The organism is Salinispira sp., from assembly GCF_059431795.1.
In genome coordinates this window covers 80,952-103,124 of the sequence record NZ_JBXWXS010000029.1, presented here as the reverse complement: position 1 = coordinate 103,124, position 22,173 = coordinate 80,952, and the positions used below count along the sequence as shown (strand labels likewise).

The window sequence follows — 22,173 nt, the reverse complement described above, 5'->3', positions numbered from 1 at the left end:
GGAATATGTTTTCTTGCGGATTTGGCAGAAGTTTGCGTCCAGGTTCATCATACCACCGATCGAAGGAAGAGCAATCCCGCTGTACAGAAATTCAGTGCCGGGGTATATTGGGCCATGATCTTCTGTGATCCCGAATACCGCGAAGAGACTCTGCGAACTTTGAATATATCATGGGCCGATTCCCTGGATGCCCTGCTTACTATCTGCCGTACAACTGTGAAGCGTGAGTCAGTTGAGCTGGCCGGGTTCTTCTTCTCGGTTCATACAAAAGAGGAGTATGTACTGGGACCTCATTGGGGAATTGAATCCCCGTTTATTCGTGGAGGATATCATGAGAAACCGTGGAGCAAAGCCCGGGATGGGTTCGGACATTCAATCCCCGCGCCCTATCTGCTTTCTTCACAGGAGTCCCTTCATCTGCTGCCTCTTTCCGAAGATCTTATTTTCGCAGCCATAACCGGGAAGGAGGACTTCTTCGTTCCCCTTTTCAGCGGGGGCGAGTTCCGTTGCTGGAATAATCTTCGAAAAATTATTCCTTCGAAGAGTTTTGATCTTTCTCCCCATCTGTCCTGCGAGAAATATGAGAATGGTTCTGCCGATCGCTTTGAATGAAGGTTCTTGCCTTGGATATGTTCAGTGAATCATATTTTTTTTTCAGCTCCAGTACCGCCTGCTCTGCTCTTGACCGCCGTTTTTCCCCTGTCTCAAAGAGTTCGGCCTGGGAGAAATTATCCTGCCCTGCAACCGAGGCGAACCCAAGACCGATGAGCCGAACAGGAGTCCGATTGTCCCATTTTTCTGCAAGGAGCTCCAATGCCATGCGGTAACAGTCCTCCACGCTGAGGATATTACTGGGAGCTCGCCGTTGAACCGTGGATGTGCTGAAATCTGCAAGACGCAATTTCAAAACCAGGGTTCTACTGCTGCCTGCTTCAGCATGCAGGCGGAATACAATACCATGTGCAAGGGTGAAAAGGGTGTCTTCCAGAACCAACGGATCCTTACAGTCTGAAGCAAATGTGTGTTCGTTACTGATAGAGTGACTTTTCACTTCCCCGCTGTAAATTCCCGGATCAATTCCCCTGACAATCTGAAACAGGTATTCACCCCCCGACTTACCCAGAAGTCTCTGGAGGGTTTCACGGGGTATTTGCAGAATCTGATCAATAGTTCTGATGTTCAGATCTTCAAGCTTCTGTCGGGTTTTCTTTCCGACGCCCCAGAGAGCGGAGATATCCAGTTTTTTAATAAACTCCTCTTCTTCTCCCGGGGGGATAATGGTAAGAGCGTCAGGTTTCCGATAGGCCGATGCCATCTTGGCCACCAGCCGGTTTGACGCTCCCCCCACAGTAATGGTCAGCCCGCTGGTTTCATGCACCCTTGCCTTTAGAGCTGCGGCAGCATCCTCCGGAGGGCCGAAAATTCCCTCTGTACCGGTCATGTTTATGAAGGCCTCATCTATGGACACCTGAATGATTTCCGGACTGAAGTTGGTAAAAATTTTCATGATCTCATGGCTGGCTTTAGAATATTCTTTCATTCGGGGATGTACATAGATTCCATCGGGGCAGAGCCGGTAGGCCTGGCTCACGGGCATTGCACTGTGTACACCGAATTTTCGCGCCTCGTAAGAACATGTTGAAACAACGCCCCGTTCTCCGGGTCTGGCGCCTACAATTACCGGTTTTCCCTGATATTCTGGAGTATCACGCTGTTCAACGGCGGCGAAAAACGCATCCATATCAACATGAAACCAGAGGGGACTATGGCTTCGCATCAGGGGGCCTCCGTTTCTGCATTCCTTTCTTGGCCGCCCTCTGTATCACCGGAAATAATAATTGACTCCTGGATAAATTTTTGCAGCTCCACATTCCATCTCCCGTTTTCCCGGGTGAACTGCGTTCCGGGTTCACGGAACAGTGCTTGAATTTCGATTCTGGGGCGGGTACGGGATGGCAGCGTGAACTCCACAAGCAAGGGCGATGGGGGATTAATGCCATTCAAAAAGCGAATTTCACCCCTGCCGGTAATGAACCGGTATGGAAGTGTTGCGTCGTAGGGAGAGGTATCTTCTGATGTAAATAGACTTATCCGAATCGATTGGGCGGGGGTATCTCCACTGTCCAATCTCAGGGAATAGCTTGTTCGCCCCAGAAAGCTCCGGCTCTCCAGGGTGTAACTCATCCGACCGGGAATATCAGCTGATGGAAAACGGTAGCTGGTATTCCGGGTGTCCAAGGAAAATTCCTGTTCTGCAAGGGTGAAGTCTAGTTCGCCGAGCCGTGCGTTGCTGTAGGCGGTAATGCTGGTGGCGAGTAACTCATCGGACGCATCTGACTCTTCACCCCGAAAGTCATACTCTCTGCTGTTTTCCCCCCGGATAATAATCTGCTGAGGCTGTTGTTCAGGAAAGGGTTCCAGCACGAAGGTACTCAAGAGATTCACCATTAGAAGCAGAAGCATAGCCAAAGCTGAGTATCGCAGGGTAAAATTTTTCCGTCCCCGAACAGGATGGGGGAAAAGAAAATCCAGCCGTATCAACATCAGCATGAACGGCAGAAGAATGAAAGCAACCAGAAGATTGATTCCCGCGTCCGATGCAATAAGTTCGCCGATGAGCAGGGTTTCATCAATTCTAATAATATCCACCACCGAAATGGCTATGAGAAGAGGTGAGAGCAGGGCTGAAATACTTTTCAGGAGTCTGCTGCGGCTGACGGAAAAAATAAACGCCCACAGGAGCGCCCAGAGGAAGTAGTATGCAAAATTGATATTGATAATTCCAAAAATGAATACATCGGCCGCCAGAATAAGAATTGCAGCCGCCGAATAAAAACTCCCGTTCTTGGAGAGGGGGAAGCGGCGAATTAGGGTGAAAAACACGGTAAACAGAAAGCTTGCTGTGATTATCTTCAGAAGAAAGAGGGGAATGGGCAGATACCGCCAAAGGTTTTCAATTCCCCGCAGCTGCTCCACCAGGGATACCATCAGACTTCCCATGAAAATGAAGGCAAACATGGCCGAGTACAGCAACGGCAGGTTCCAGAAATTCCTTCCCAGAGTTTTCAGATATTTCCGTCGACGCTTTCTGAAGATGAAAAGCCACAGCAAAAGCAGGAGAATTATTCCCAGCACAGATTGAACATACAGCATTTCATTAACCAGAAACTGACGGGATCCGATGTTGAAGCTCAAATAATGCTGATCCCATAGTCCGGTGATGTCTGCATTATCTGCAATATGGGAATCTCCGCTGGTCAGTATTAGATCATGAAGAAACTGAAGGTTCCGGGCAAGGGGATCATAACTCTTCGATTCACTCTGTTGAAACCTCAGAGCGATGGAGTTGAGTTCAGACTGGAGTAGCCGTCCGATCTCGCTGGGTCGGGCAAGCCCGATTCGGTAAAGCTGGGTTCTGCTGTTGGCAAGTCCTCCGGAGATCCCGTTATTCTCCAATAATTGCTGGATATGCCGGACCAGCCAGAGGGGCGATACAATGCCGGTATCGCCGTTTTCCAGAATAACAGAATTTCCCTGTTCCACGGCAGCTTCCAGATATATGACTGCCTGGGGAAGTACGGCTCTGTTGATAGAAAGATATTCCCGAATTCCTTTTTGCTCATCTCTGCTGCCGAGAAAATACAGTTCCAGGTTCGCAGCCGGTTTGGAACCATCCAAACTTTCCAGAACGCTGAGCACTGCAGCGAGACTTTCAAGACTTTCAGAGTCTGCCGTGGAGGAATCTTCCTTACTTTGGTTTGAATCGGAGCCCGGGGGCAGCACATAGGGCAGAATAATGGTCATCCGGCTTTCCTGTTCCCCCGCTATGGTATATCGGATGTTCCTGCCGAAACTGTGAAACTGTTCCCTCCTGGAGATTTGCTGCCAATCCCATAGGATGCCCGCGTTGTCTGCAAAAGTCCCGATATAGCGAAAGAGCTCTTCGGCTTCACTGCTGTTCTCCCGGGCCTCACCGATGGTTTCCAGTTCATTATAGATCCGCCGATACCGCCTGGATAAATCGCTGCTCTGCTTCTCCCCCGATTCTTGAGCATACAATTGCGGTCCTGAAGTGGGGATGTGGGGAACCATGCTTTGGAAAATGGACCCGAAGAGTCCGATTATCATAATCAGCGGAACCAGGCAGGAGCTTCGGAAGAGTTCACCGGACGCTTTCCGGCGGAGTGAAACCATTATTCCTCCCCGTAATGAAGATCCAGACGTGAACGTTCGCTGTGCCGTTCAACTCCCAGGCGTATCAGTTCATCCAGAAGCTCCTGGTAGCTGAGACCGCCGGCTTCGCACATCTTGGGGTACATGCTGATACTGGTAAAACCAGGCATGGTGTTCACCTCATTAATGTATATGCTGCCGCTGTCCCGGTCCACAAAAAAGTCAACTCTGGCAAGGCCGTCTCCGCCCAGGGCTTTGAAAGCCTCTTCGGCCATATGCTTAATCCGTTGGGTGCTTGCAGGACTGAGATCCGCAGGAATTTCCAACCGGGCTCCCTTGGGGTCAAGATATTTTCCGCTGTAATCGTAAAAATCATGGGAAGAGATCACCTCTCCCGGAGGAAACGACCTGATTTGCCGATTGCCCAGTACGGAGCATTCTATTTCCCGGGCGTTTATTGCGGTTTCTATGAGAAGCTCATTATCAAAGTGAAAGGCCGCATCCAGGGCCGGGGCAAGTTGCTGGGGACGGCGCACCTTGCTGATACCCACCGAGCTTCCCGCACGGCAGGGTTTTACAAAGAATGGTGCACCCAGCTCCCCGCTCCAACGGGTGAACAGTGCTTCTGTGTTCACCTCCAGCGCTTCATATTCCTGCCGCTTGCATCGGATAAAGGGAACCACCGACAGGCCCTCTTTTCGCCACAATTCCTTCGCCTTCACCTTATCCATTCCAAAGGCGCTGGCGAGAACTCCCGCACCTGCATAGGGAAGACCGATCATTTCCAGAAAACCCTGTACGGTACCGTCTTCGCCGAAGGTGCCGTGAAGTACGGGAAACACCAGGTCAATGTTCAGCAGCTTACCGTTCACCCCAAGACCCAGGCCCGGTACGGCGGATACCTGATTGCCGGGCTGAATTTCCGGTTCGCTTCCGGCAATTACTTTTTCAAGTTCAGCTTCGTCTTGAAGATGCCAAACTCCTTCTTCATCTATACCAACCATTTGCAGGCGGTAACGGGAGCGGTCAATATTCCGAATTACCGATCCGGCGGATATTCTGGAAATATGGTGCTCCCCGGTTTTCCCTCCGTACAGAATTACAACATTCATTTTGCTCTCACTCATAGCTCACCCATTCATTTTGGTTTTCTACCCTGCATGTCCCCGGGCGGGACAACGGGATAGAGCGGTATTTCGCTTCTATTCCCATTACTTCTGCTGTTCATACCCCATTTCCCGAAGGCAATCTCTGGCAACAGACTCCTCATCCCAGGGCTGCTTGCCCGATGCGGTTATAATACTGCCTTCATGCCCTTTCCCCAGCATTACAACAGTATCACCTTCCCCGGCCATGGAAAAGGCTGCGGATATTGCTGATCGTCGGTCAGCAATTTCATGAATCTCAGCAGGATGCCCGGATTCCCTGGCTCCCCGGGAAATATCCCTGATGATATTCATTGAATCTTCCAGCCGGGGGTCTTCATCGGTAATAACCAGTATATCGGCAAATTCCGCTGCAATGGCACCTTGAATTGGACGCTTAGCCGTATCCCGTTCCCCCGCAGAGCCGAACACGGCAATGAGCCGACCTTTGCAGGATTCCCGGAACAGAGGAAACACCTTTGTGAAGCTGCCCGGAGTATGGGCATAGTCCACAATGGCGGTGAACGGCTGTCCGTGAAAGAGGGGCACCATTCGTCCTTTCACACCCTTCAACCCCGCAGTGGCTCCGGCGATTTCCTGGACAGACTGCTCAAGAAGTTCAGAAAGCAGTGCTGCACATCCTAGAATATTATCAACATTAAACCCTCCGGGAATAGGCAGATACATTTCTATAGCCTCTGCCTGATCAATGAGTTGGTTCAGACGTTCCGGAGCCAATTTTCCGAACCAGGCTGATTTCTCTATCACGTTCAAGGTAAAGCGATTGCCGTCGGACAGATATTCCACAGGATGGGCGGCGAACAGAATGTCTGCAAGCTCCAGATCCTTCCAAGCCTCTGCCCGTGGCCATTCACCCTGCTGGCTGCTGATATATGCGCAGATCCTGGCGGAACGTTCAGCCGCTGCCCGGGCGATGTAAGAAAAGTTCGGATCCTGAAGATTGATTACCGCCACGGATTTTTTTTCTGTATCCGGATCTGCTGGTTTCAGCTGACGGAAGAGATTGGTTTTGTCGCTCAGGTATTGTTGGAAACTTCCGTGGAATTCCAGGTGTTCGTGGGAGATATTGGTGAATATTGAACCGTCGTATTCCAGATCCAGCAGACGGGATGTTTTTCTACTCAATCCGTGACTTGTGGATTCCACCACAGCCGCCCGCTTTCCATTGGCTCGCATCTCTGACAGGAGCCGGTAAATATCCGGAGCCTCTGGAGTGGACTGCCTGAGCATGTTGTCCCGGGTTTCGCCGCCGGTTTGCATGGCAACCGTAGAGATAAAACCCGCAGAAATACCCAGGTCATTCAGCATCTGATGCAGAAATGCCACCGTTGAGCTTTTGCCGTCGGTGCCGGTAACCCCGATAACCGTCAAATCCCTGTGAGGATAATCATAGAAGGCGGCACTGCAGCGTGATAGGGCCTCCCGGCTGTTATCTGCGGAAATGAAAACCGGAGGCCCAAGCCGTTGATCCCGGGGAATCTCCCCTGGTAAACCGCGGCGGACTATCTGTCTGAGAAAGTCATTCTCGTTTTGAAAAACCACCCCGGCAGCACCGGCTTCAATGGCTGCGGAAATGAAATGGTGGCCGTCAGTGTGGGCGCCGGGAATGGCGAAGAACAGCGATCCGGGCACCACATCCCGGGAATCATACACCAGAGAGGAAACTTCCGGATCCAGGGAACTATTATCCGCCCGTTTCATTGTATTGCAGGCGGCAAGCAAAGCTGATAATCTCTTTTTGTTCATTTTTCGGAGTCTACCAAGCTGCCATGACTCCTGCAAGACAGCTCCCCGCCTGGAGGCATATTGGACATCCTTGAGCACAGCTATTTGACTAGCCAGCTGTTTGCATACATCGGCAACAAACGGGCCCTTTTGCCCTTTCTCAAAGAGCAGTTTGCAAATATTTCACGAAACACGGGATTCGGTCTATATACGGAACCGAGTTCCAGCCGCCCGCGGTTTTACGATCCTTTTGCAGGCACCGGATCAGCGTCCCGCCTGGCCCGTCTGATGGGTATGGATGTCCATGCCAACGACTGGGAGGACTATAGCTATATTTTCAATTCCGCATACCTCACCGAGGATCTTGAGAGCGTAGAAGAACTGTTTGCCGCCGATGGCGGCCTGGTGAAGGTTCTTGAAGAGATAAACCAATACGGGGAAGCATGCGGCGCACAGGGACTGGATGACCCCGAGTCACAGGCCTATATATCTAAATATTATGCCCCCGAATCCACCGCTGCGGCGGATATCTCCGGCGAACGCTTGTTTTATACCGCTGAAAATGCACGCTTCATTGACGGGGTGAGATGGAAAATTCAACACGAGTATCCCGGTGACAGCCGCCAATCCCGCCTGCTCATTGCTCTGCTGCTCTATCAGGCGGGAACCCATGCTAACACATCCGGGGTATTCAAAGCCTACCATAAGGGGTTCGGCGGTCATGGAAAAGATGCCCTGGGGCGAATTCTTCAACCCATGCAACTGCAGTATCCCCGGCTGCCGGGGCGGACGCTGCTGCCCGATGACCAAAGAGTCCGTGTGAGCAGCAGCGATGCTCTCTCTTTAAGCGGGGCAGCGTATGATATCGTGTATCTTGATCCCCCCTATAACCAGCATCAATACGGAAGTAACTATTTTATGCTCAACAGCATTGCCAGGTGGGATAAACCGAAGGTTAGCACCCGCCTTGGGGATGACGGAAGACTGAAGGAAAAAGCCGGTATACGGAGGGACTGGATCCGCACCCGCAGCGATTTCTGCTATAGGGATCTGGCACCCGCAGCCTTTCAAAATCTTTTGGATACATTGGATGCTCCGGATATTCTGCTCAGCTATAACAGTGAGGGGATAATCCCCTTTGAGCAATTGCTGGAAATCATGAGTAAACAAGGCAGGGTGGAAATGCTGACCCGGGATTACACCACCTACCGCGGCGGCCGGCAAAGCAGTACCCGGAGGGTGGGAAATATGGAATTTATTCTCCACCTGGACAGACGCCGCACGATGAGCAGAAGTGCAGGGGTTCGAATTCAGGAACTGCTTCTTCTGAACAGACTTCACCGTCTGTCCGCCGCCTGGTTTCAACCGGATCTTCTGGCTGAGCACTACCCCGATAAATCTCTACCGCTGCTTGGAGACTGCGAACTTCCCGATTTTTTTGAGTTTTCTAAAAATGATCAAGTCCGGATCCGCAGCCTGATGCCCCCTGCCCACAATGGCAATGAGAGCGCTCACGTATCAGCTGAAGAACTGAAATGCGTAGTGGACACTCTTGAATCGGCTCAAATTCCCGATCATGCCGGTCGAGTGAAGATTATTTCGCAAATTCTTCAGCAGAAACATGCCACCCTGAACTCCGCGAATCCCAGAGGCAGGGGAGGTGAAATGAAAACGGAGAGCCGGCCTGCGGAGAGCCAGCCCGTGGAGAGCCGGCCTGTGGAGATATGGTCCGCGGAGATCCGCCGTTATGTGAAAACTCTGCTCTGGAGTTTGAAGAAACTGGGGTTCCGGAAGTATGCAGATGAGTTTCGCATGCTCGAGACTCAACTGCGGGAGGGCATCCGCAGCGGAATCCTGCCTGATTTTTCCCGGGAACTGGATGAGGTCGTCCAAAGGGTGCGCCCCCGGATGGGGTGAATTATTGGAATGGGTGTCACCCCGAACGCGCCACCCCGAACGCGCCACCACCGAACAGGCACGCTCCAGGGCGAGGGCGCCGCAGATGCCTGCCCCCAGGCTATGGGTGTCCCTAAAAAAATGGTGGGTCCCTGTGAGGAAATATGAGGCCTGCGGCTCTGCTTCGGATTATTCCTGCATAAAAAAACGGACCGGAAAGATCCGGTCCGCCTTTGTAGGTTCCGGCGCAGTTCCTACGCCGAATGTGGATTCCAGCCGTGGGCTGTTATCGGTTTCCTTCACTTGAATAGAGAAAGTTAAAGTAATCCATATCGGTTGAAAGGGTTTTATTAAAGCCCGGTACCGTACGGCGGTAACTTTCTACAGCACGCCAGAATTCGAAGAACTGAGGATCCTGGGCGTAGGCCTGGGAATAGATCCGGGCTGCCTGGGCATCGGCTTCCCCTTTAATAATCTCAGCTTCTTCATAGCCTTCGGAAATAATCCTACGCTTTTCGTTTTCAAGCTGACCCAGAAGCTCCTGGCGCTGTCCTTCCCCGAAAGATCGGTAGAATTCTGCCACACGGTTACGCTCGGAGATCATCCGGTCATATACCCGGTCAATAAGGTCGTCGCTGTAGCGAACATGACGGATTACCAGATCGATCAGTTCAATCCCCAGATCCTCTACGGTGGGCTTACTGATGGATAAAGCCTGTGCACTGAGCTCTGAGCGACCTCTTCGAATATTGGGTTGGCTTCCGGTGCTGGTTGCTTGTTCCAGCTGGCGCTGAAATTCCTGCTGATCAAATCCTTCGGTATTGATGGATAAGTTCTCCAGCTCTTCGGTTTGTGCTTCAACTTCGTTGATCTGGTTTGAGTCCCGTACGATGGAATTCAGCGTATTCTGACTGACAACCGTCCTCACACCGGATTCAATAATATCGTCCAGACGCCGGAAGGCTGCAGTCATGTTGCCAAGCCTGGAATAGAACTGTTCGGGATCGGAAATACGCCACCGGGCAGTAGTGTCCAGGATAATGAACTCTCCACCCACTGTGGGCATCTCTTTTGGATCGCCGTCCCAGGGCTGGATTTTCTTACTGTATACCGCAACATTGTCAATAAACGGAGTCTTGAACTTCAGGCCTGCTTCGGTATCACTTCGCACAATCTGTCCGAAGCGAAGAATTACCGCTTGTTCCCCTTCATTGAGAACGTAAAAAGGACCGAGTGCAAAGAAGAGAATTCCAAGCACCACAATTACACTAAGTACAATGATGAGTCTTCGTGTTGCTTTATTCATTGTGCACCTCCCTGTGTCTGGGCCTGACCCTGATTCAGATTAAGCAGGGGAAGAAAATTCTGGAGATCCCGGTCAATCAGATTGGTGGTGCCTGCATCCTCGAACACCTCTTCAACCATCTCGTAATACAGACGGGTTCGGGTGGTATCCGGATCATTGCTGTATTCCTGAAGAACAGCCAGGAACCGTGCCACATCCCCTTCCGACTGGTTAACTCGCTCATTGGCATAACCGAGGGCGGTCTGAATAGCCCGTTCTTTTTCACCCCGGGCTCGTGGGATTTCGGTATTGTAGGCTTGCTGTCCTTCGTTGATCAGACGCTCCATGTCCTGCTGGGCGTCCTGTACGTCCTTAAACGCCTCTTCAACTCTTCCGCTTGGAGGCAGAACGTTTTTCAGCTCCACGGTGGTTACATTTATTCCCAGCTCGTATTCATCAAAAATCACGTTCATGTCCTGGCGGGCTTGATCCTCAATTGCAGGACGGGCAGGACCAAGTACCGCATTGAGGCTTTCATCGCCAACCAGACGATTGATAACCGATTTACTGATATCGGAGATGGTTTTATACGGATCTTCCACTTTGAACAGCCAGTTCTGAGGATCGGTGATCAAAAACTGAATTACCCATTCCACATCAATTATATTGATATCTCCGGTAAGCATCACCGACTCTTCCGGATAATCACGGGTGTCATATACCGTTTGAACCCCCGGCTCCAGAGCCCGGTATCCGAACGACATAGACTGATTCAGTTCGGTGGGAACTATGTAGTGCTGTTCCAGGCCGAACGGAATTTTAAAATGCAGACCGGCACCCCGGGTACGGTTATATCTTCCTAACCGGGTAATTACCGCTTGCTCTGTGGCATCCACCTGGAAAAAGGAACTTAGGGCACCACCAAGCACCACCAGACCGACCAAAATGAGAATGATCATTGAAGTGGTGACGGTTCCCCCTGCCTTTTTCTTGGGGCGGTTTTCATCTGACATACTGCCTCCTTGATTTCGTTGTCAATATCTACAAGTACACATACCTGCAGGGAATATTCAACTTGGATCCCCGTGAGATGTAATTTCATTGGTCAAACACATGCGGGGACTTCTCTAAAGTATACCCCATTTTCCTCCGGGTCAAACAGGGCCTCAGGAGCTATCCTGCTACAATGGAGGAACGCCTCTGCCGTCAGATCCCTCCCGCCCATGAAATTTTACTACCGGGCGCAATTTGTGTATGTTTCCCGTATCTATTAGCGAATGATTCTGCGGTTTAGAAGTACACTCCGCAGATAGGAGAGATGGAATGAAACGGAATACCGTACGAATTTTACTTATTATCTTGGCTCTGCCGGTGATCCTGATTCTAGGATTGGCGGGGTTTGCCGCCGCCGATGCATTGGCCTTTTCCGGTGCCGGTGATTTTCACACCCAGGGGAATGACTATGCGGTTTTTTATCCTGATGATGTGCATGAGAACGATCTTTCCCCCGGTGAGCTTCCTGCGGTACTCCTGATCCACGAATGGTGGGGACTCAACGAGGAACATATAATCAAGGCTCAGGCCCTGGCCGCCCGGGGTTATGTGGTGTATGCACCGGATGCCTACGGCGGTAACCTTGCCCGGACCGTTCCCGGTGCGCTGTTCCTCACATTCACTCAGAGCAGCCAGGACATCCACTCCCGTATTGACGAGAGCTATGCGGCGATGCTTACCGACCCCATGGTTGATTCCGAACGAACCGGGGTTGCAGGCTTCTGTTTCGGAGGCCGACAGGCAATGATGCTGGGGATCAGGAATGATCAGCCTGCTGCGACGGTGACGTTTTACGGTAGTGGCCTGGTAACCGATCCGGACGCGCAGGGCAGTCTGGGAGTCAACGGACCCGTACTCGGTATATTCGGCGAGGAGGATGCCAGTATTCCCCTTGAAGAGGTTGCAGAGTTCAAGGCCGCTCTTGAAATCAGGGGGGTGAACTACCAGCAGGAAATATACTCAGGTGTGGGTCACGCTTTTGTGAAAGCCGGTGAACTGAACGGCCCCGGAGCTTCCGCCCAGGCATGGCGGAGATTTCTGGGCTTTCTTGAAGCGGAACTTTAGACTGATGAGAAGGATGAGAAGAATGGTCGAAAAATGGCGACCTGATACGGATCCTAAGGGACGCTCAGGTGGGGGTGAATGCTTCAGCCCCCGCTTTTTTCTAACATTCCGATGAGTTGATGGAGTTTATTCCGATCGTCCTCAGGAAGTCTGTGCGCAAATTTCTGCTGAAAGTGTTTCAGGCCGTCAAATTCCAGCTGGGTAAAACTGAGTTGGCCCTCTTTTTGTCCCGAAAGCCCTCCGGAAAAAAAATCCAGGAAGAAACGGCACAGGGCCTGCAGCTGATCCAGGCTGAAGTGCTTGCGCACATGCGCTGTCAGTTCCGAAGGGATTGAGCGGGCTTCATGGTCGTCAAGAATTCCTTCGTCAAGCCAGAGTGTGCTGAGCATGGATTCAAACAGTGTACAGCTTTCTTCGCTCACCATCTGAAGGTGTTTGTGGGTAATTTCTGTGGCTCGGCGGATAAATTCGTCACCCGGTCCGCCGCTGCTCCTGCTCTGTTGGGATGTAGTTGACATTCGTTAAACCTGCCTTCTATAGTGTCTCATTATGAAGAAACGTTTAGTAACCAGTGCTCTCCCTTATGTAAACAATATCCCCCATCTGGGCAACCTCATTCAAGTCCTTTCAGCCGATGTTTTTGCCCGTTTTTCCCGTCAGAGAGGTTACGACACCCTCTATATTTGCGGTTCAGATGAATACGGTACCGCGACGGAAACCCGTGCCCGGGAAGAGGGAATGAGCCCCAGGGAACTCTGTGATAAAAATCATGCCATTCATAAGGACATTTATGAATGGTTCAATATCAATTTTGATCATTACGGCCGGACCTCCACCGATTTTCAAACGAAAATCGTTCAGGATATGTTTACCAAAGTATATACCAACGGCTATATCAATCAGCATACCATCAAACAGCTCTATTCGGAAAAAAGCGAAATGTTTCTTGCCGACCGTTATGTGAAGGGCGAATGTCCCCATTGTCATTATGACGATGCCCGGGGCGATCAGTGCGAGCATTGCGGGAAACTGTTGGATCCTGAGCATCTTATCAATCCGGTGAGCATCATGGATAACAGCACCCCGGTGCTGAAAGAGACCACTCATCTTTACCTGGATCTGCCCAAAGTTCTGCCCCTCCTTCAGAAATGGATGGATGAAGCAAGCGAACGGGGGAAATGGGCCCGAAATGCGGTTCAGATGACCCAGGCCTGGATCCGAGACGGATTGAAGGAACGGGCCATTACCCGGGACCTGAAATGGGGAATCCCGGTTCCTCTGGAAGGTTTCGAAGATAAGGTGTTTTATGTGTGGTTTGATGCTCCTATTGGATATATTTCCATTTCCGCAGAATATGCAGCCAAATCCGGAGACCCGGACGGATGGAAAGACTGGTGGCTGAATCCCGATGAAGTTGAGCTGTTCCAGTTCATCGGTAAAGATAATATTCCGTTTCACACGGTGATATTTCCCTCATCCCAGCTGGCTTCCGGAGATAACTGGACCATGCTCCACCATATGAGCAGCTCCGAATATATGAATTATGAGGGCGGGAAATTCTCCAAGAGCAAAGGTATCGGTGTATTCGGAAACGATGCCAAGGACACAGGAATTCCCGCGGATGTATGGCGATTCTACATTTTCTATAACCGACCGGAAACTTCAGACTATGTGTTCACCTGGAAGGATTTTCAGGAAAAAACCAATAAAGAGCTGATAGGAAACCTGGCCAATCTGGTGAACCGTACCCTCAGCTTCTCGGTCCGCTTTTTTGACGGCAAGCTCCCGGTTCCCGATCTGAACAATTCTGACAGCTCGGTGTTCTGGAAAGAAGTCACCCGTCTGGAGCAGGAGATCACCACCCATCTTGAGTGGGCCCAGCTTCGGGAGGCGTTTAGAAAGATTTTTGCCCTGGCAAGCTACGGTAACAAGATATTCCAGGAGTCGGAACCATGGAAGCTCCGAGAAAGCAATCCCGTGGAAGCTCAGCGCATACTCAGTGACCTTGCCTACCTGGTTAGAGACCTGTCCATTCTGATCCGCCCATATATACCCGAAACCGGGGAACGCATAGGCGCATTCCTGGGAATGGAAGCAGGGGCCGAAAGCTCGGACTGGAGCAAACTGGGAAGCGCCGCCGCGGTGGAATTTCCTATTCCGGTAATTTCCACCCCGGAGATTCTGTTTAAGCAGCTGGACGGCAAGCACATTGAAGAAATGAGATTACGCTTTGCCGGAAGCCAGGCTGAGCGGGCGGAAGCTGCGGCAAAAACCGGGGCGTCCCCCGACGCTGACGCCGGAGCCTCCGCTGAGGGATCCTCCAAAAAGAAACTGAGCAAAGCTGAAAAAATCCGCAAACAGGATGAAGGCCTGAGTCTGGATCAGCGCTTTACCAAACGGATTGAGCTGCGGGTGGCAAAAATTGTTAAAATTGAACCCCATCCTGAAGCAGAGAAACTCTATATTGAAACTCTGGACGACGGAAGCGGAGAGGAGCGGGTAATCGTTTCCGGATTGGTGCCCCATTACCGGGAGGAAGAGCTTTTAAACCGGAATATTATTCTGGTTGCAAACCTCAAACCTGCCAAGCTCCGTGGAGTGAAGAGCCATGGAATGCTTCTTGCCGCAAGTTCAAAGGTTGATGGTGAAGAGCTTGTGGATGTAATTTTTGCAGATCACGCCCAACCCGGCGACCAGGTGCATGTAAGCGGACTGGAACCCCAAGGCGAAAAAGACCGCATAGACATAGATACCTTCTTTGATATTCCGTTAACCTCCCAGAATCATGAGGTGAGCGTTGGCGGAAAGCCTCTGCAGGCGGCCGGGAAGACCCTTCGCTCAGAAACCGTGGCAAGCGGGGCAGTAGGCTGATGGAAGCTTCTGCGCTCCGCTGCATTCCCCGGGATGTTTCGGTACTGGAAGACAGTGAAGAGCTCATTCAGTCAGCTATCTGGGCCCGGCAGAAGGAAGCCTTCGGCTGGTCGGCCCGGGCCTTTGAACTATCCCCCGCAGATTCCGGGGACGAAAAGGATGCCCGGGCACATACGCCTGTGTACATTCTTGTGCTAATCCGCAGCCTTCCCGGGGGTTTGGGGCTGGCTTACATCCCCTTTGCCCCTGATCTAAAACAGATATCAGCCCTCCGCCATAGCCTGGAAAACCGGAATATGCAGCTCAGTCCAGCCGTCCTGCTGGAGTATGTGGGAAAGGCGGTGCAAAAGCAGGTTCCATCCCTGTTCTGCGTACGGTTTGACCTGAACTGGAGTCTGAACCCCGGATTCCCGGGAACTCTGGCGGGAAGAAGTCTGGCTCCGAAAACCTCAGTCCGCGCCTCTTCTGAAGTCTCTTCCGACTCTTCTTCGGGCGCCTCTTCCGAGTCCTCCTCCAATGTCGAAGCGGCCCTTACGTTCACCAGACCCGATGGCTGGAGTTACCCGGAAATCCCCTGGGAAAATACCGGGCTGGAACAATCAGTCCTGAAAAAATCTCTTGCAGACATTCAACCCCCAGATACGGTGATTCTTACAATTGGCAACAGTCCGGATACAGCCGGGACGGGCTCCCGGAAGGATCATGATCCCGGAGAGCAGGAACTCCTTGCAACCATGAAGAGCAAGACCCGCTACAACATCCGTCTGGCCGGAAAAAAGCATGTGGAGATCCGCAGGATTGAACGGGAAGACTTCAGCGTGCCCGGGGATTTGAAAAAGTGGTATGAGCTCTACCGGATTACCGAGGAGCGCAACCGCATCGGAGTTCACGGCTACGAATATTACGCCGGGTTATTCCGGCGCACCCGGGACGAGCAATGCATCCTGTATCTTGCCGAACATGAAGGCGATCTGCTTGCGGGAATTATCGTAAGCAGGAAAGGAAATCTTGCACGCTACCTCTATGGGGCCAGTTCGAATGTGAAGCGAAACCTCATGCCCGCCTACGCCCTTCAGTGGCGGGCAATTCGGGATATGAGATCCGCCGGATGCCGGTTCTACGACTTTTTTGGAATTCCCCCATACGGGGAGAAAGGGCATCCAATGTTCGGTCTCTATCAGTTCAAGACAGGTTTCGGAGGCGAAGCGGTGCATACCCCCGGCTCATGGGATCTCCCGGTGCGACCGGTTCTCTACCGTCTGTACAGGTGGGCGGAGTTTCTGAGAATGTATTATCTGCGGGTGCTGCGAAAGCGCTGACACTGTAGTGTTTGTGCTTCATCTGTGAAGGGGCTTGCGGGTGGTTGTTTATCTGTGCTGTGCCTCTCTGTGTGCGGAGTGACCGCGGGCCGCGTCTGAGCCAATTCTTGAGCAGACTGTATCGGCCAAGCCTTGGTGGCGGGAATTCATTCTCTCCCCGTTGCCGTATTTTGGTCCAGGGATTATATTACCCGGATTTCAATCGGTGGTGGATATGGAAAACTGCTCTTCCATTTTTTCATAATAGTTGATAATTTTCCTCACATAGCTCCGCTTGTTTCCATAATTTCGATAATAGAATGAACGTTTAAAGCCGTAAATAGTCATATCTTTCAGCTGGTTGGGGCTGATTGGGAAATTATCCAAAGCAAGCTCTAATTCCCGGGTTACTGTGGTATGGCTCACCAATCGATTGTCGGTACATAGGGTTACACTCAGTTTCTTGTCCAGCATCTGCCCCAGGGGATGTTCCCTCACCGCAGGGATTTCCGGACTGGTTTGAAGGTTGCTGCTTAAACATACTTCCAGCGTAATCCGCTTATCTGCAATGATCTGCTGCAGACCGTCCAGGTAGGCGGCGCGGTCTTTAATTTTTTTATCCTGAATCATATGTTCGTGAAACAGGTGTAGCCCGTGGCCGATGCGGTCGGCATGAAGGTCTGTAATTGCTTGGAAAATGCTTTCCGGACCGTACGCCTCACCCGCATGGACGGTCTTGTTCAGAAAGTTCTTATGAATGTGATCATAACTTCCCTGGTGGGCCGATGCGGGATACCCGTGTTCACTTCCTGCAAGATCGAAGGCTACAATCTGAATGTCGCTTTCCCTGCGAAGCTGCACGGCTGCCCTGGCCAGTTCCAAGCTGGCGTACTGAATGATCTCCCTTTCGCTGCTGTAGGGATGGGCGTGTACAAGGTCGGAAAAATAGGGGCTGAAGTGTTCATTGAAAAAGCGCATTGCGCATACAATCATCCCGTATTCAAATTCCGGTTCATCGTTCGTCAGTGCAGCATTAAATTCATCCCGTTTGCGTCGCAGCCCCCGGTCCACCGCTTCCATCACTTCCCGGAACCCCATGCCGGGGCGGATATGAAGCTGGGGTGCAAAGCGCACTTCCAAATACCGTACTCCTTCCCGAAGATTGTCTTCAGCCAGCTCGTATGCGATTCGCTCCAGGGATTCGGGATCGTCCATCACCTTGGTAGTATATGCAAACCCTGCAAGATACTCGTTCAAGTCCCCGTATGAGGGTTTGAATACCGTATCTATGAGACCCTGTTCAGTATAGGAGGGGAGTTGAATATGCTTGTTTTGGGCTAGTTCAATTAGGGAGGAAAGGCGCAGTGAGCCGTCAAGGTGAACATGAACATCGGTTTTTGGAATTGCCTGCAAGAATTCGTTACTGTACCATTTCATTTCATCAACCTATTCAAAATGCCGAGAAGCGTCCAGTAAAAAGCAGATAATGCCCCAAAGAGTATGGAAACAATCTCACAGGCCCCCGGCCTGCGCTTCCGATGAAATACAGGCTATTGTCCCGGGACGGTTCTCAGGATATTATGTGAAAGATTATGATACTGCGCACAATGCGAATGGTTTTTCCGTTTTTCGGGTTTCTGCTTTTTGTATTTCCTCTCCTCTCAGCACAGGAAGATGCCATGGCGAACCTCAGTTCGGTACCCGGGCGTCTGTATATCCGCTGTTTCCCCCAGGATTACCGCATTGAAACCCGTGGGCTTGATCTGATACGACGTCCCAGTCTGGATACAAACTATTTCCAGGCATACGATGTATCCGGTTTTCAGCCGCCGGGAGGAACTCCGGGAAATCGGCTTGAGTTCAGCAGCGATGGATACCGCTCTGCGGTGCTCATATTCCGGGAAAACCTGCGGGTTGCTCCCGGGCATCCGGATCTGGTGTTTTCTCTTCAGGAGACCGGGGAGGGAGTATTCATTGAAATTAAGCTTGAACGGGATCCCGGGCGTTCCCGGATGCAGTACCTGGGTAGTCTGAAAACGGGGGCACAGCCCAAGAGTGTACTATTCCATCCCCACAAGGATATGCTGTTTGCCGCACTTCTTGCAGGTTACGGTGTAGATACCTTCAGTTGGCAGGGGTGGCCGGATTCCCGCCGGATCAGGCACCGTCCCATCCCGATTTCGGAAGATGTTTCAGGCGGCGCTTCAGCAGGCGGCGGGTTTGTGGAGCTCGCCTTTGATCAGCAAAGGAACCGGCTCTGGGTGAGCCAGATGACCACAGCTCAGGTACACATTGTGGATATAGACGGCGAACGGGTGACCCAACGCATTGAAACCGGAGGCCGCTGGTCCAAGGTAATTGCTTTCGATTGGGACAACCAATATGCATTTGTTTCAAACTGGCTGAGCGAAGATATCTCGGTAATCAGTATGGAGAGTTACTCCCTGCTCGGCCGAATTCCAACAGGTGGAATTCCCAGGGGACTCGCTCTCTCTCCGGATAATTCCACCTTATACGCCGCCGATTATGCCAGCGGAGCTCTTACATCCATTTCTTTGGAAACACTCTACTCAGCGGACGATTCCCAACCGGCCGCGGAGTCAATGCCTCATGAGCTGTCATTCTTAGAGCCTGATATCCTTGACTACGGTCCCGGGGCCAAACGTCATATCGCCGTATCATTACAAAAAGAACGAATATATGTTTCCGATATGATGTACGGCAGAATCCATGTATATGATCTTTCGGATGGCGAAGAGATCATGAGCCGATATATTGGGCCGAAACTGAATACCATTGTACTGGACCCCAATGAAGAATTGCTGTATGTGAGTTCCCGGGGAAGGAATAATCCCGAAAGCTATTTAGTTCCGGGACCTGATTTCGGGAAAATTTATGTACTCGATACCGATACCCTCGATATTGTTGACTGGACTTGGGGAGGGAATCAGCCTACGGGACTGGATATTTCAGCGGACGGAAGGATTCTGGCATTCAGTGATTTCTTGGATAATCGAATTGAACTTTACGATGTCACCGCACTCTCGGCGGTGAATCCTCTATCACGATGGTCTATCAGATACCGGAATGAAATTCTCCAGCTGTTTTACGGCGGCCACGAACTGCCTGCCCCGATGAAACTCATTCAGGAACATCCCAAAACTGGCGCATCCAGGTGAAAGAAGAAGCACAGGATTCTGCCGGGGATGGATGGATGTGTACTCACGGATTGCTTCTGAGGCAGCCTGTACCGCATCTGTCATAGAAGCGTAGCTTTGTGAGCCGTCAGCTCCATTTTCCCTGCCCGAAGTCAGCTGTTCAAGAATTTTTGCGCTTCCACTCCCATCAAGTAAAAACGATTTCTCCGACTGATTCATGGCGTGTATAATAGGGGCGGGATCAAGACCCTTATCGCTGCCGCCGCAAATGAGAAAAACCGGAGAATCGAATGCTTCCACCGCAGCCAGGCATGCTTCGGGGATGGTGGCCGCGGAGTCGTTATACACTTTACAGCAGGGTACCTCTTCTGCCCGGCAAAGCTCTCCAAAAAACTGCAGCCGATGTTCCACTCCGGGAAAATTTCTCAGCAGTTCGGGGATTTCTTCCCGTGAAAACCCTGCTTTTTCGAGAAGAAGGGCTGCCAACAACAGGTTTTCATATTGATGTCGACCGGGGACCAGTCGATCGCTGGGAACCAGATCAACGGAGTTTCTCCCCGCCTTTGTTCCCTCAACCGTATTTCCCCCGGCTGCTTGGAGAAATCCGGTTGTCCACTCACGGGCATTTCCGATTACACTCCAGCTGTCTGCAGCCATTGGAGAAAAAAGGGCCTGCTTATCCGCCACATAGGAATCCATATTGCCGTAATAATCCTGATGATCTACAAATATATTGGTGAGAATTCCCCAATCAGGCCAATGCATGCCATGGCCGAAGAGATCTCCTGAACCGGATTCACGAACCATCCGAAGGTCTCCGATCTGAAATGAGGAGAGTTCCAGAACCACCCAGGGACTCCGCCGGGGATCGGAACGGCGGGAGCCGGGAACCGGCAGGGTATGAAACCCTGCAGCATGATGCTCCAAAGCGCTGCGGATATCATCCAGAAAAAGCAGGGGGGAATAGGTAATATTGCCCCCGATAAAAGCCGTGGCACCGGCGGTTTTCAGGGCATGATGCAAGGCGCTGGCGGTGCTGCTTTTACCTTTCGTTCCCGTTACCCCAACCACCTGGACGGGGATTGTGTCGCCGCCTTCCCGAAGCCGCTCTTCCATGGTATTGAGATTTCGCAGAAACAGACTGATATCGGTTTCAACCGCAACTCCATTCTCAAGAGCCATTTGAAGCAAGGGTGCATGACGGGGGACCGCAGGGTTTTTCACAACTAAATCGCACCGGGTAAAATCCTCGGGCCGATGTTCACCCAAAACAAAATCTATTTCCAGATCCTGAAGCGAGTCTATGCTGGGCTGAAGGGTTTCGGCATCCCGCAGATCGGTGACCGTCACCCGTGCACCTCTGGATGCGCAAAAGCGTGCAGCTGCGGCTCCTCCCCCATGAAGCCCCAGACCCATCACCGTAATTCTGAGGTTTTTCATATCTATCAAAAGAGCTCATCCTCAATTCGATATTCACGCATGTCGTTATCGTTCAAATATATGTTCACTTTGGTGCTTTTCCATATGGCACGGAGCTTTTCCGGTACTTTTTCTTTAATCATGCGGTATGATTCAAGATTTTCACTGAATTCGCTGTGTCGAAGAGCGGATTCAATGGTATCAAGATATTTCAATAAAAATCTTCTGATATTGTGATGGGCGGAAAGGCGGATTCTCCTCGCTTGGGAGGTGAACACATTGAGGCTTTGACATATGGCCTGATATTTACAGGTAACCGGATAATAAGGGTAGATTTTCTTTCCATCCTCCATGAACAGTTTGGAGAAAAATTTGGTAAGTTCTCTGTCCAGCCAAATCCCCTGTACGAAATATCCTCTTCCGGTCTCTCCGATCCAGGTTTCAGATATGCTTTGCTCGATGAATAGGGCGGGAAAACCGTTTACCTTGTCAATACGGGTTAGGGGAATTACATCAGCTTCTACTACCAGCTTATTGGTCTCAAATTCCGGAGAGTAATCATTATCACCCTTCCGGATTACCCGATGATGTGAAGGATGAAAGGTCAGATCAAATTTCAACTGATACACATAGCTGTCATCTCCTATCCTGTACAATTGGTAGAAGGTGGGGCGGTGGACATCCCCGGGATCAAAGTAATACTTCAATCCGTTCAGCAGACCAGGCAGGCTCTCCATAACCCCCTCAATTACCTGAAGTATGCCCGACGTATACTTCGCAGAAGGTTCGGGGTTCCGTACATCATGATGTATAGGAAGAGTGGGAATTCGTAGACTGGTATCGAATTGAAGGAACATCTCCTCGCTCTGATTGTAATGGGTTGTAAACCCCCGGGCCTGGGAATGCTCGGCGGCAATCAGCCGATTGATGTCCTGATTTGTGTTACCAACTATTAGATGCTTTGATTCAGCCATGATATATTAAAATATAGTCAATTATTCGGGTGTTTTGCAATTGCAACCGGAGAACTTTCAAAAATGGTGCATGGGACACTGAATTGACCG

Annotated in this window: 16 protein-coding genes; 6 read left to right on the top strand and 10 right to left on the bottom strand. The window is 51.2% G+C overall.

What is annotated here, in order from left to right; genetic code table 11:
* Positions 1-21 precede the first annotated feature (21 nt).
* On the top strand, positions 22-612 hold the full coding sequence (locus tag AC52PS_RS09655) for a hypothetical protein (protein WP_495562854.1): 591 nt from the start codon (positions 22-24) through the stop codon (positions 610-612).
* On the opposite strand, the gene dinB is transcribed toward AC52PS_RS09655, so the two are convergent.
* The 4 genes from dinB to AC52PS_RS09635 all read right to left on the bottom strand — a co-directional run bounded on the left by dinB (position 530) and on the right by AC52PS_RS09635 (position 7,085).
* Positions 530-1,777 carry a DNA polymerase IV gene (dinB, locus tag AC52PS_RS09650; RefSeq protein WP_495562853.1) on the bottom strand — a complete coding sequence of 416 codons (1,248 nt, stop codon included), beginning with the start codon at positions 1,775-1,777 and terminating at the stop codon, positions 530-532. The genes AC52PS_RS09655 and dinB overlap by 83 nt on opposite strands.
* Positions 1,777-4,194 (bottom strand): hypothetical protein, encoded by a 2,418-nt coding sequence (locus AC52PS_RS09645; RefSeq protein ID WP_495562852.1) that lies wholly within the window; start codon positions 4,192-4,194, stop codon positions 1,777-1,779. The genes dinB and AC52PS_RS09645 overlap by 1 nt, the downstream gene beginning before the upstream one ends.
* Entirely contained in the window at positions 4,194-5,300 is a 1,107-nt protein-coding gene (locus AC52PS_RS09640; protein ID WP_495562851.1) for a D-alanine--D-alanine ligase family protein, read from the bottom strand. The genes AC52PS_RS09645 and AC52PS_RS09640 overlap by 1 nt, the downstream gene beginning before the upstream one ends.
* An 84-nt stretch (positions 5,301-5,384) precedes the next feature.
* Positions 5,385-7,085: a Mur ligase family protein gene (locus tag AC52PS_RS09635; protein WP_495562850.1), complete on the bottom strand. Its 1,701-nt coding sequence runs from the start codon at positions 7,083-7,085 to the stop codon at positions 5,385-5,387.
* A gap of 60 nt (positions 7,086-7,145) precedes the next feature.
* On the opposite strand from AC52PS_RS09635, the gene AC52PS_RS09630 reads away from it, so the two are divergent.
* A complete protein-coding gene (locus AC52PS_RS09630; RefSeq protein WP_495562849.1) occupies positions 7,146-8,981 on the top strand; it encodes a DNA adenine methylase in 1,836 nt (611 codons plus the stop codon).
* A 265-nt stretch (positions 8,982-9,246) separates the two neighbouring features.
* Here the strand turns inward: AC52PS_RS09630 and hflC are convergent, their stop codons facing one another.
* Complete coding sequence (gene hflC, locus AC52PS_RS09625; protein ID WP_495562848.1) at positions 9,247-10,266, bottom strand: protease modulator HflC; 1,020 nt, start codon at positions 10,264-10,266, stop codon at positions 9,247-9,249.
* Positions 10,263-11,258, bottom strand: a complete 996-nt coding sequence (gene hflK, locus AC52PS_RS09620) for an FtsH protease activity modulator HflK (protein WP_495562847.1) — start codon at positions 11,256-11,258, stop codon at positions 10,263-10,265. The genes hflC and hflK overlap by 4 nt, the downstream gene beginning before the upstream one ends.
* A 310-nt stretch (positions 11,259-11,568) precedes the next feature.
* Here hflK and AC52PS_RS09615 point away from each other — a divergent pair, with 310 nt between their 5' ends.
* Positions 11,569-12,363 carry a dienelactone hydrolase family protein gene (locus AC52PS_RS09615; protein ID WP_495562846.1) on the top strand — a complete coding sequence of 265 codons (795 nt, stop codon included), beginning with the start codon at positions 11,569-11,571 and terminating at the stop codon, positions 12,361-12,363.
* Positions 12,364-12,446: 83 nt separating this feature from the next.
* Here AC52PS_RS09615 and AC52PS_RS09610 read toward each other — a convergent pair whose 3' ends face one another.
* Positions 12,447-12,881 (bottom strand): hypothetical protein, encoded by a 435-nt coding sequence (locus tag AC52PS_RS09610; protein WP_495562845.1) that lies wholly within the window; start codon positions 12,879-12,881, stop codon positions 12,447-12,449.
* Positions 12,882-12,912: 31 nt separating this feature from the next.
* Here AC52PS_RS09610 and metG point away from each other — a divergent pair, with 31 nt between their 5' ends.
* Entirely contained in the window at positions 12,913-15,234 is a 2,322-nt protein-coding gene (gene metG / locus AC52PS_RS09605) for a methionine--tRNA ligase (RefSeq protein ID WP_495562844.1), read from the top strand.
* Positions 15,234-16,553 (top strand): lipid II:glycine glycyltransferase FemX, encoded by a 1,320-nt coding sequence (locus AC52PS_RS09600; RefSeq protein WP_495562843.1) that lies wholly within the window; start codon positions 15,234-15,236, stop codon positions 16,551-16,553. Before metG ends, AC52PS_RS09600 begins: the two co-directional genes overlap by 1 nt.
* A 198-nt stretch (positions 16,554-16,751) precedes the next feature.
* On the opposite strand, the gene AC52PS_RS09595 is transcribed toward AC52PS_RS09600, so the two are convergent.
* Positions 16,752-17,969 (bottom strand): adenosine deaminase family protein, encoded by a 1,218-nt coding sequence (locus AC52PS_RS09595; protein ID WP_495562842.1) that lies wholly within the window; start codon positions 17,967-17,969, stop codon positions 16,752-16,754.
* 155 nt (positions 17,970-18,124) lie between these two features.
* Here AC52PS_RS09595 and AC52PS_RS09590 point away from each other — a divergent pair, with 155 nt between their 5' ends.
* Complete coding sequence (locus AC52PS_RS09590) at positions 18,125-19,711, top strand: YncE family protein (RefSeq protein ID WP_495562841.1); 1,587 nt, start codon at positions 18,125-18,127, stop codon at positions 19,709-19,711.
* Here the strand turns inward: AC52PS_RS09590 and AC52PS_RS09585 are convergent.
* Entirely contained in the window at positions 19,595-21,130 is a 1,536-nt protein-coding gene (locus AC52PS_RS09585; protein ID WP_495562840.1) for a Mur ligase family protein, read from the bottom strand. The two genes, AC52PS_RS09590 and AC52PS_RS09585, sit on opposite strands and share 117 nt — an antisense overlap.
* A gap of 5 nt (positions 21,131-21,135) precedes the next feature.
* The gene (locus AC52PS_RS09580; RefSeq protein ID WP_495562839.1) at positions 21,136-22,083 is read right to left on the bottom strand and encodes a hypothetical protein; all 948 of its coding nucleotides are present in this window, start codon (positions 22,081-22,083) and stop codon (positions 21,136-21,138) included.
* Positions 22,084-22,173: the final 90 nt, after the last annotated feature.